Source organism: Selenomonas sp. (assembly GCF_052169755.1).
Classification (GTDB): Bacteria; Bacillota; Negativicutes; order Selenomonadales; family Selenomonadaceae; genus Selenomonas.
Genome location: NZ_JBQNBV010000087.1, coordinates 1 through 8922 on the forward strand (window position 1 = coordinate 1; position 8922 = coordinate 8922).

Below are 8922 nucleotides of genomic sequence, written 5' to 3' on the forward strand. Positions count from 1 at the left end.
TTTGCTTTATCAATCCCTTGGGGATGTTCGGCGGCAGAGAGACGGACTACTACATGTCCCTTGCCGACGCGATGGAACTCTTGTCGTGCTGCGAAGTAATGATTCTCTGCTCCGGATGGGATCATTCCATTGGCTGCCGAGCGGAAAAGGCATTTGCCATCCAGCAGGGCATCGAGATTCACTATCTGAATGAATACATCGAAGAAAAAGCAATGAAGGCGGCGGATGAGAGAAAGGACGGATGAAATGGAAGCAGGCTTGAAGGATGATGAATTTCGCGGGCTGGTCAATCTTGGGCGACGCAGCAGCAGAATCGTAATGATTGTGGCCGTATACGAGCGGCCGAAGGACATCCCAGACAGCTATGTAGCGCGGGCGCATATTTGGGTACATGGAGTAAAGGCACCGTATGCGTCGCCCGCAATCTACATCGCCCGCGATACGCTCGATGCGGTGCGGGCGGCTATCCCGGAGGACATGAGCAGAATATGCCGCCAGCCGATGGACGATCCGACCATCGTTGAATCGTATATGTGACATCTGCATTGTCCGATTCGGACACAAATGAAGAGGACGCTAGAACAGGAGGCATCAGCTTGACAGACGGCGACTGCATAAAGGAGACGAAGCGCATACTGGGACAGTACAACAAGATGAAGGTCGCCGTGCAGAATCTTGCGGAAGAAATCGAGGCGCGGACTGCTGCGCTCCAAGACGAATCCGTCGCCATCGCCCGCTATGGGAATGAGCCGACGGGCGGCACGGCGGAGCTGACGACGACGGAGGCGGCAGCGGCGAGACGAATGAGGGCGGCGGCAGACATCGAGGAGATGCAAGAGCGCAAGAAGGAAATCGAGCGGACGCTGCGGGCGGTGGATCGTGCGCTTGCGTGCCTGTCTGCCGAGGATGAGCGTCTTGTGCGCGGGCGGTATGTCGATGGGTATGCCTGGCAGCGAGCCGGGAATGACGTCGGCTATACGGAAAAGTGGGCGAAGGAGCGCGGCAGGAAGGCTCTCAGAGATATGGCGATGATGTTGTTCGGCACATGTGAAAAGCCTTTGCAGACGCGTCTTATCTTCTGAATAAAGAAGCCCGCAAGCCAAGAAATATCAAGGCTTGCGGGCGAAAAAAGATTTGATTTACAATCAAAAACACTTGACATATTAACCGAAAAAGGTTATAATAAGAACATGAAAGGGGGGATGAAATGGAGCTTGAAAAAGGCGACGTCGAATGGTTCGTGACAACTCTTCTGGTACTCATCCAGATATGGATAACGTACCGAGAGAAAGAACCGAACCCGATGAAGCCAAAAAAGAAGCCGCCCAACCGCAAGAAGCCTAGGAAGCGCAAGCGGTAAGGGCGGGGAAGGCAGGGGCGAAAGCCCCTTGTCTTCTTCAATTATATCATACGAAAGGAAGGACGACAAATGAAACTTACGCGAAGGAAATTGCTCGATGGAGCTTTTGCCTGCACGGTGGCGGCGTTCATCATATTGCTTGATTGGGATTGGGAAAATATGAAGTCCTTTATTTCCGGAGGTGTTGTTGGGGTATGGCTGACCATGAGATTCTACTGAAGTTTACGGACATCATGACGACGCAAGAGGCTGCGGAACGCTGGAAGAAAAGCGCGGTGTCCGTCAAGCATCTCTGCACGGGAATTCAAGGTCGAGCGCCAAGGCTGACGGAAGAGGAGTGCCGCAAGTCGGGTGGCGTATGGCTGGTTACACGCGCCGGAATGGAACGACTGCACGGCAAAGAAATCGACTTGTGAAAAGATTGTGGATAACTTTATCGCCGTTGGAACGGTGCTTTTTGCGGGTCATTTACTTCCAACATTCGAGGGAAATCCATGATAAAATGATACTATTGAAAACTGTACACATGAGGGCGACGCACTTGCGTCGTCCTTTTTGTTACGCAGGAAAGGAGACGCGTCATGCTCACGAGGATATGTCCATCATGCGGGCGGCTGGTGCAGCAGGGCGAGGCTTGCCCGTGCCAAGCGAAGCGCCATAAGGCGTACGACAGGGAACGGCGGGACAAAGACCGGGCGCGGTTCTATCACTCGCGCGAATGGCGGGCAGTCGCAGCCGCTGTACGTGCGCGTGCGGGTTATGCTGATGAGCTGGCGAAGGCGGGCGGGCGGCTGGTGCCGGGCGCAGTCGTGCATCATATCCATCCCGTCGGTGATCGTCCTGATCTCAGGCTGTCGATGGCGAATCTGATTTATGTTTCCACACGCACGCACAAAGAGATTCACGATGCGTACAATAAGAATCCGCAAGCAAAAAAGGAGATGCAGGAGCGCCTTCTTGCGGCATTGGCGTTGAATCCCTCGATAGGGGGGCGGGGCGAAAAAGTTTGAAGCGCCCGACATAAGACCGCGTTCGGAGTTTTCTTCGGAAAAAATGCCAGAAATGAAAAATTTTTGACCTTGGGCGGTTTTGTCCATTGGGAATAGACGAAAGAGAGGTGAAACGATGGCAGGCAGACCGCGCAAGGTCGTTGGAATATCGACGGGGAAAATCGGCAAGCAGAAGAGACTCAATCGCAAGATACAGGAAGAAAAGCTCAAGCTCGAACGCGATCAGCTTGAAAAGGGTGCGCCGTCGTGGCTTTCGCCGCTTGCCCAAGAAGAATATATGCGCGTGGTGCAAGAGGCGGGAAAGGTTCGCCTCCTGGATAATCTCGACCTTGCGGTGCTGGCGATCTATGCGGACAATTACGATCGCTATGTGCAGGCAAGCAGCGCATTGCAGGAATACGGCTTGACCGTGGAGAGCAGAAAGGGAGAAATCCCTTCGCCATACATCAAAATCGCCGGAGATGCGGCGATGCAGATTCAGCGGTGTTCGACAAAGCTCGGTCTTGCGGCGACCGACCGCTTGAAGCTCATCGTACCGACGGAAGAAGAGAAGTCGGTCAACAAGTTCCTTCGCTTCCTCAACAAGGGGCGATGATGAAAGGGGGTGAACATCAGATGAAAGACAGAACGACGGAATATGCAAAGCTCATCGTCAGCGGCAAGAAACTTTGCGGGCGGGCAGAATACCAAGCCTGCAAACGGCATTTGGATGATATGGAAGATAAGGCTTTCCCGTATATCTTCGACGCGAAAGAAGCGGAATTTCATATCGAGCTTGCCAATCGCATGACGATCGGCGAGGGTACGGCAGAAGCGCGGCTCAAGACGCGCGGCTTTCAGAATTTCATCCTCGGCAGTCTCTTCGGCTGGCGCAAGAAGCGCTCGACGCTTCGCCGCTTCCGCGAGGCTTACATTCAGCTGGCAAGGCAAAACGGCAAATCGTTTCTTGCGGGCGAACTTTGCAACGACTTCGCGACGTTTTCGGGCTATCAGTATGGCCGTATCTTTTGTACGGCGACCAAGCAAGATCAAGCAAACATCGTCTGGAAAGAGGTGGAGAAGTTCATTCGCTCAGATCCCGACCTCGACGAGATGTATAAAATACGCGAGTACGATCACAAGATACGCTCTCTTGTGACGAACACGACCATCGAAGCCATCGGCAGAGACACCAAGTCTGCGGATGGCTTTCGCTCGATTCTTGCCGTTGTCGATGAATACCACGCCCATCCGACGAACCAGATGTACAAGCTCATGCAGGATGGGCAGATTCGCGTGGATAACGCGCTGACGATCGCCATTACGACGGCGGGATTCGACCTTAACGGCGCGTGCTACAAGCACTATCAGTTCTGCAAGCGGGTTCTCTCGGGCAATGTGCAGAAAGATTCACTCTTCATCTTCATCACGGAGATGGACGAGGACGATGATATATGGGAGCCTCGGAACTGGGCGAAGGCGAATCCGCTGAACCTCTGGAACGAGGACGACACGCTCAACGACGAGATGATCGCCCGCATGGCAGAAAAGGCGGTCGAGGCGAAGGATAAGCAGGATGAAGAGCTTGCGAACTTCCAGACAAAGGCGCTCAACTGCTGGATTGAATACACGGGCGGCGCTTTTCTCAACATTGAAGCATGGCGCATGTGCGCTGCAGACGATACGCTTGCCATGATGCAGGGGCGCGAGTGCTATTTGGGCATCGACCTGTCGAGCGGCGGCGACCTCACGAGCATCGCGCTCATTTTCCCCGATGAGGATGATGAGGTCTATGTCTGGTCGCACAGCTATATGCCGGAGCGCCGACTGGCGGAGCATATCCGTACGGATGACGCGCCCTACGGCGTATGGAAGAACGCCGGACTTCTGACGCTCACGAGCGGCATGTACGGCATCAAGACGGACTATCGGCAGATCGTCGCTGACCTCAAGCGGCTCATTGAGAAATACGAGCTTGACGTCGCAGGCTGCGGCTATGACGAGCACAATGCGAACACGTTCCTTGCCGACTTAGAAGAAGTCCTGCCTTGTGATTTGACGCTGGTCAAGCAGTCGGCGCGTTCTCTGAACGAGGCGACGCAGGACTTCAGGCTTTCCGTTGAGGCGGGAAAGGTACGATACGACAGGCAGAACGCGCTCCTCACATGGAGCATGGTCAATGCCGTGATTTCGGCGCCAAACTCCTTCGGTGAAATCAAGATTGACAAAATGACGCAAACGCGGCGCATAGATCCGTGCGATGCCGTCATGGATGCGTGGGCGGTGTGGCTCTTGAAACGCCATGCGCGAAAAGTTGACGCGCAGGCGGCGCTCGCAGCATGGTTGGAAGTCACGGCAGATGTGGAAGGGGGTGACGAGGCTTGAAATGGCTGAGCAGCATCAAGGGATTTTTCAAGAACGCGGCGGACGGTCGCTTTTCCCTTTCGGAAGCAAATGACTTCTTCTTCGGCGGCACGGTTGCCGATGGCGCAGACATCTCGGAGATCACCTATTTCACCTGTCTCAAAACTTTGGGAGAATCCTTGGGGAAGATGCCCGTCTATCTGATGGACAGTGAGAAGAATCGCGTCATTGAGCATGAGACGACGCGCGTTCTCTCCGTCAAGCCGAACGGCATCATGACGCCGCTGCAATTCTTCACGACGCTTGAACGCTACCGCAACCACTACGGCAATGCCTACGCCGCTATCGAGCGCGAGAGGTCAAATCTCCGCGCCCTGCACATCCTTGATCCGCGTCTTGTGCAAGTGTGGCTGAACAACACGGGAAGCTATACGGGGCGGCGTTACTTCTACCGCTACAACGATCCCAAGACGGGCAAGGAGCATTGGATTGCGCCCGAGGACATGCTGCATGTCCGCGCATGGCTGACAGACGATACGGGGCTTGTCGGAAAGTCCGTGCGGCAGATACTCGCCGAAAACATGGCGGGCAACAAGGCTTCGCAGAAGTTCTTGACGGAGCTTTATCGCAAGGGCTTGACGGCGAATGCTGTTGTGAAATACGTCGGCGATTTGACACAGCGAGGGCAAGACGATATGCTTCGGCGAATTGAGGCGCAGTCGCGGCAGGATTCGCGCCGGTTGATTACGTTGCCCATCGGCTTTGACATCGAAAAGCTCGATTTGAAGCTCACGGACGCTCAGTTCTATGAACTCAAGCGATACTCTGCACTGCAAATCGCCGCTGCCTTCGGCGTCAATCCCGACCATCTGAACGACTACACGAAGTCGAGCTACAACAACAGCGCCATGCAGAACCTGCAATTCTACGTCAACACGCTTCTTTACAACGTCTCGCTCTATGAGCAGGAGATGAACCGAAAGCTCTTGACAGAGAAAGAGCAGGATGCGGGGCTGGGATTCAAGTTCAATGTCTGGGTGATTCTGCGCGGCGATCCGTCGCAGCAGGCGGACATCCTGCAGAAGATGGTGCAGTCGGCGATCTACAGCCCGAATGAAGCGCGCGCCAAACTCGACAGCCCGCCGTGCGCGGGCGGCGACGTCCACATGGTCAACGGCTCTTATGTGAAACTTGAGGACATCGGAAAAGCCTACACGATGAAGGGGGGTGAACGAGATGGCAATAGAGATAAAGAATGAGACAGACCAAAGTGCCGACCTCTATCTTTCGGGCAGCATCATAGACGACGATATGGGCGGTATTATCGATGAGTGGTGCGATACCTCGACAGGCTATCAATGGCCGGAAAAGATTAGAAGTCAGCTCGAAGGCCTTAAGGGCAAGGCGCTGACCATCTACATCAACTCGGACGGCGGCAGCGTGCCCGCAGGCGTGGCGATGGCGAACATGATCGCACGTCATGACGCTCCGACGACGGCGATTGTCGACGGCTGGTGCTGCTCGATTGCGACACAGATTTTCTGCGCGGCTGATCGTCGGCAGATGCCTGCGAACGCCTATCTGATGATTCATAAGCCCGCCGTCTATGCAAGCGGCAACGCCGATGATCTCAGACGGTCGGCGGACGTGCTCGACACGATTCAGCGCGGGCTTGAAGAAACCTATCAAAAAGCGGCGCTAGAGGGTGTGACGGCGGAACTTTTGCACAAGCTGGTCAACGATGAAACGTGGCTGACGGCAAGAGAGGCGGCAGAGGTCTTTGATGTGGAGCTTTTGGAAGCGTCACAGATGACGGCGTGCGCAGGAAGCGCGAAATTCATGCAGCATATTCCCGAATGCGTGCGCCGCATGATGGAAGAGAATATGCCGCAAGAGCAGCCTACCGCCGAAGCGGCAGAGGAAAGCTGCCAAAAAGCAGCGATGGAAATGCGGCAGCGGGCAGAGATCGCCCTTGCCTTGGCGAAAGGAGCCATGATTTAAGATGAAAAAGTCGGATGAATGCAAAAAGATAGTGGATGAACTGCGCCGTGAGGTGGAGAATCTGCAGCAGGAAGGAAACATCGAGGCGGCGGCAGAGCGTGCCAAAGAGCTGACGAACGCCGTCCATCAATATGAAGCGGCGTTGGCGATGGAGCGGGCGGATCTCGTGGACTTCGCCCATACGGCGGCGCCGGTCGAGGAGAACAAGGTCAGCGATGCGGTGATGCGAAACCGCGTGTTCAATAAGCTCGTGCTGGGCAGGACGCTCACGGAGGAGGAGCGCGGCTATGTCAATCAGATCGGCTCGCCCGGTCAGGTCGAAGGCACGCCCGCCAAGGGCGGCTATCTCGTGCCCGAAGAGCAAATGCGCCAGATTCGCGAGTACAGGAAGGCGTATACGGCGCTCAAGGACTTCACGCACGTCCAGCACGCAAACAGCATCTCGGGCAAGATGCCGACGCTCGGTGATGAGACGGGCAAGCTCACGGCGTTCGAGGAGCTGAACAGCATCAAGCAGTCGGATTTCGACTTCGGGCAGCTCAAGTACGAGATCAAGGACTATGGCGACATCATTCCTGTTTCGAATCAGCTCCTTGCCGATGCCGACGTCAATCTCACGGCGATTATCGGTCAGCGTTTTGCACGCAAGGCGGTCAATACCGAAAACGATGAGATTCTGAAGCTCCTCAAGAAGCTCACGCCGACGGCGGTGACGGATGCCAAGGGATTCATGAAAATCCTGAACGTCAGCCTCGACCCGTCCTACTATGCAAATGCGCGGATCGTCACGAATCAGGACGGCTTCCAGTGGCTCTCTGAGCTGGAAGACGCGCAGAAGCGTCCGCTTCTTGTGCCGGATATAGCCGCGCCCGATACCTACCGCTTCCGCGGTAAGCCGATTGTCGTCGTATCAAATGGTACGCTTCCGACAGAAACGAAGAAAGTGCCGTTCTACGTCGGCAGCATCGCGGACTATGTGGCGTTCTTCGAGCGTACAGGCGTGGAGATCGCCGTTTCGACGGACTTCCTCTTCGACAAGTATGCGACTGCCCTGCGCTGCGTGGAGCGCTTCGGCGTCGTCGCCGACGATACGGACGCCGTGAAGCTGGCGCAAGTTACGCTGCCGTAAGGGGGGCGAGACGTCATGGCGATCACGCTCGATGAGGTCAAGACGTACCTGCGCATTGACCTTGATATCGAGGACGCATTCCTGCGGCAGTGCATGAAGGCGGCAGATGCGTACCTCGTTCATGCCGTGGACGATTTCGAGACGCGCTGCAAGATCGAGGACTTCGAGGCGACGGCGGACATTGTGCGCTTTGCGCTCATCGGTGAAATGTATATGAATCGGGACTGCCGAGGTGACAATCGGCAGTCTTTTCCGTATCATATCCGCTCGATGATCCTGCAATTACAGAATTATACAGGAGGTGAACCGCCGTGATGAATGTAGATAAGATGAATCGCCGTGTGATGCTCCTGCGCCCGGAAAGCCCCCTGGACGAGATCAACGGCTGTGATACGACATACACCCCGACGCGTGAAGTTTGGGCGGAGTTTCTAAAGCCCGGTTTCGTCAGCCGCGCCCTCTTCGGCGATGCGGCAGCGGTCGAGGTCACGCAGGGAATGCGTCTTCGCCCTGTGGAAGTCGCCAAGGGCTGGCGCGTCAAGCATGGTGAACATGTGTTTCATGTGGAGCATATCGACGATACGACACCCGGTGAGCTGATCTTGACGACAAGCGAGGTGCAGCTGTAATGGCAAGAGCGAAGGGATTCTACATCAAGAGCGATTTGACGGATGCAATTAAAAAAGCTGTGGGCGATGTCAGCAAATATGATGGGGAAACACAGCGACGTTTGAAAGGCGTCATACGCAAGGGAACGCAAGACCTTCTTCGAGCATCGAAAAGGAAAGCGAGGGTGGGATCAACAGGAAATCTTGTAAAGGGAATCGAGATGGAGTACGACGAGAAGTACAATCGCGGCTTCGTGAAATCTACGGCAAATCACTCGTTCCTTTTGGAGCATGGCGTCAATCCGTCCTTTGCTTTCCCAAAGAATAAGAAGGTGCTGAAATTCAAGGGAGTATTCGCGCGATATGCGTTTATCCCTGCCCGTAAGCCAAGACCTTTCATGAAGCCTGCGCTCGATGAGGTAGAGCCGAAAGTCGTCAAGGCGCTCAAGGAGGCGATTGACCCGTGAGGAA

15 protein-coding genes are annotated in these 8922 nt (G+C 55.1%); all 15 read left to right on the top strand.

The genetic code is table 11. The features are described from left to right. A partial coding sequence (locus ACTTKG_RS07110) for a DUF4406 domain-containing protein (protein WP_442673539.1) occupies positions 1–245 on the top strand: 245 nt, incomplete at its 5' end. 73 nt (positions 246–318) lie between these two features. Then, positions 319–537, top strand: a complete 219-nt coding sequence (locus ACTTKG_RS07115; RefSeq protein ID WP_442673540.1) for a hypothetical protein — start codon at positions 319–321, stop codon at positions 535–537. A 59-nt stretch (positions 538–596) separates the two neighbouring features. Then, positions 597–1082: a hypothetical protein gene (locus ACTTKG_RS07120; protein ID WP_442673541.1), complete on the top strand. Its 486-nt coding sequence runs from the start codon at positions 597–599 to the stop codon at positions 1080–1082. Between the two features lie 125 nt (positions 1083–1207). Next, on the top strand, positions 1208–1360 hold the full coding sequence (locus ACTTKG_RS07125; RefSeq protein ID WP_442673542.1) for a hypothetical protein: 153 nt from the start codon (positions 1208–1210) through the stop codon (positions 1358–1360). A 69-nt stretch (positions 1361–1429) separates the two neighbouring features. Next, a complete protein-coding gene (locus ACTTKG_RS07130; RefSeq protein ID WP_442673543.1) occupies positions 1430–1579 on the top strand; it encodes a hypothetical protein in 150 nt (49 codons plus the stop codon). After that, a complete protein-coding gene (locus ACTTKG_RS07135) occupies positions 1555–1776 on the top strand; it encodes a helix-turn-helix domain-containing protein (RefSeq protein ID WP_442673544.1) in 222 nt (73 codons plus the stop codon). The genes ACTTKG_RS07130 and ACTTKG_RS07135 overlap by 25 nt, the downstream gene beginning before the upstream one ends. A 165-nt stretch (positions 1777–1941) precedes the next feature. Further along, the gene (locus ACTTKG_RS07140) at positions 1942–2370 is read left to right on the top strand and encodes a hypothetical protein (protein WP_442673545.1); all 429 of its coding nucleotides are present in this window, start codon (positions 1942–1944) and stop codon (positions 2368–2370) included. 115 nt (positions 2371–2485) lie between these two features. Then, a complete protein-coding gene (locus ACTTKG_RS07145) occupies positions 2486–2965 on the top strand; it encodes a phage terminase small subunit P27 family (RefSeq protein ID WP_442673546.1) in 480 nt (159 codons plus the stop codon). A gap of 20 nt (positions 2966–2985) precedes the next feature. Then, positions 2986–4734: a terminase large subunit gene (locus ACTTKG_RS07150; protein WP_442673547.1), complete on the top strand. Its 1749-nt coding sequence runs from the start codon at positions 2986–2988 to the stop codon at positions 4732–4734. Then, positions 4731–5972: a phage portal protein gene (locus tag ACTTKG_RS07155; RefSeq protein WP_442673548.1), complete on the top strand. Its 1242-nt coding sequence runs from the start codon at positions 4731–4733 to the stop codon at positions 5970–5972. Before ACTTKG_RS07150 ends, ACTTKG_RS07155 begins: the two co-directional genes overlap by 4 nt. Beyond that, on the top strand, positions 5950–6714 hold the full coding sequence (locus tag ACTTKG_RS07160) for a head maturation protease, ClpP-related (protein WP_442673549.1): 765 nt from the start codon (positions 5950–5952) through the stop codon (positions 6712–6714). Before ACTTKG_RS07155 ends, ACTTKG_RS07160 begins: the two co-directional genes overlap by 23 nt. Before the next feature lies 1 nt (position 6715). Then, the gene (locus ACTTKG_RS07165; RefSeq protein WP_442673550.1) at positions 6716–7843 is read left to right on the top strand and encodes a phage major capsid protein; all 1128 of its coding nucleotides are present in this window, start codon (positions 6716–6718) and stop codon (positions 7841–7843) included. Positions 7844–7858: 15 nt separating this feature from the next. Beyond that, a complete protein-coding gene (locus ACTTKG_RS07170) occupies positions 7859–8158 on the top strand; it encodes a head-tail connector protein (RefSeq protein ID WP_442673551.1) in 300 nt (99 codons plus the stop codon). After that, positions 8158–8472, top strand: coding sequence for a phage head completion protein (locus ACTTKG_RS07175; RefSeq protein ID WP_442673553.1), 315 nt, complete (start codon positions 8158–8160; stop codon positions 8470–8472). The genes ACTTKG_RS07170 and ACTTKG_RS07175 overlap by 1 nt, the downstream gene beginning before the upstream one ends. Beyond that, the gene (locus ACTTKG_RS07180) at positions 8472–8918 is read left to right on the top strand and encodes an HK97 gp10 family phage protein (RefSeq protein WP_442673552.1); all 447 of its coding nucleotides are present in this window, start codon (positions 8472–8474) and stop codon (positions 8916–8918) included. Before ACTTKG_RS07175 ends, ACTTKG_RS07180 begins: the two co-directional genes overlap by 1 nt. Positions 8919–8922: the final 4 nt, after the last annotated feature.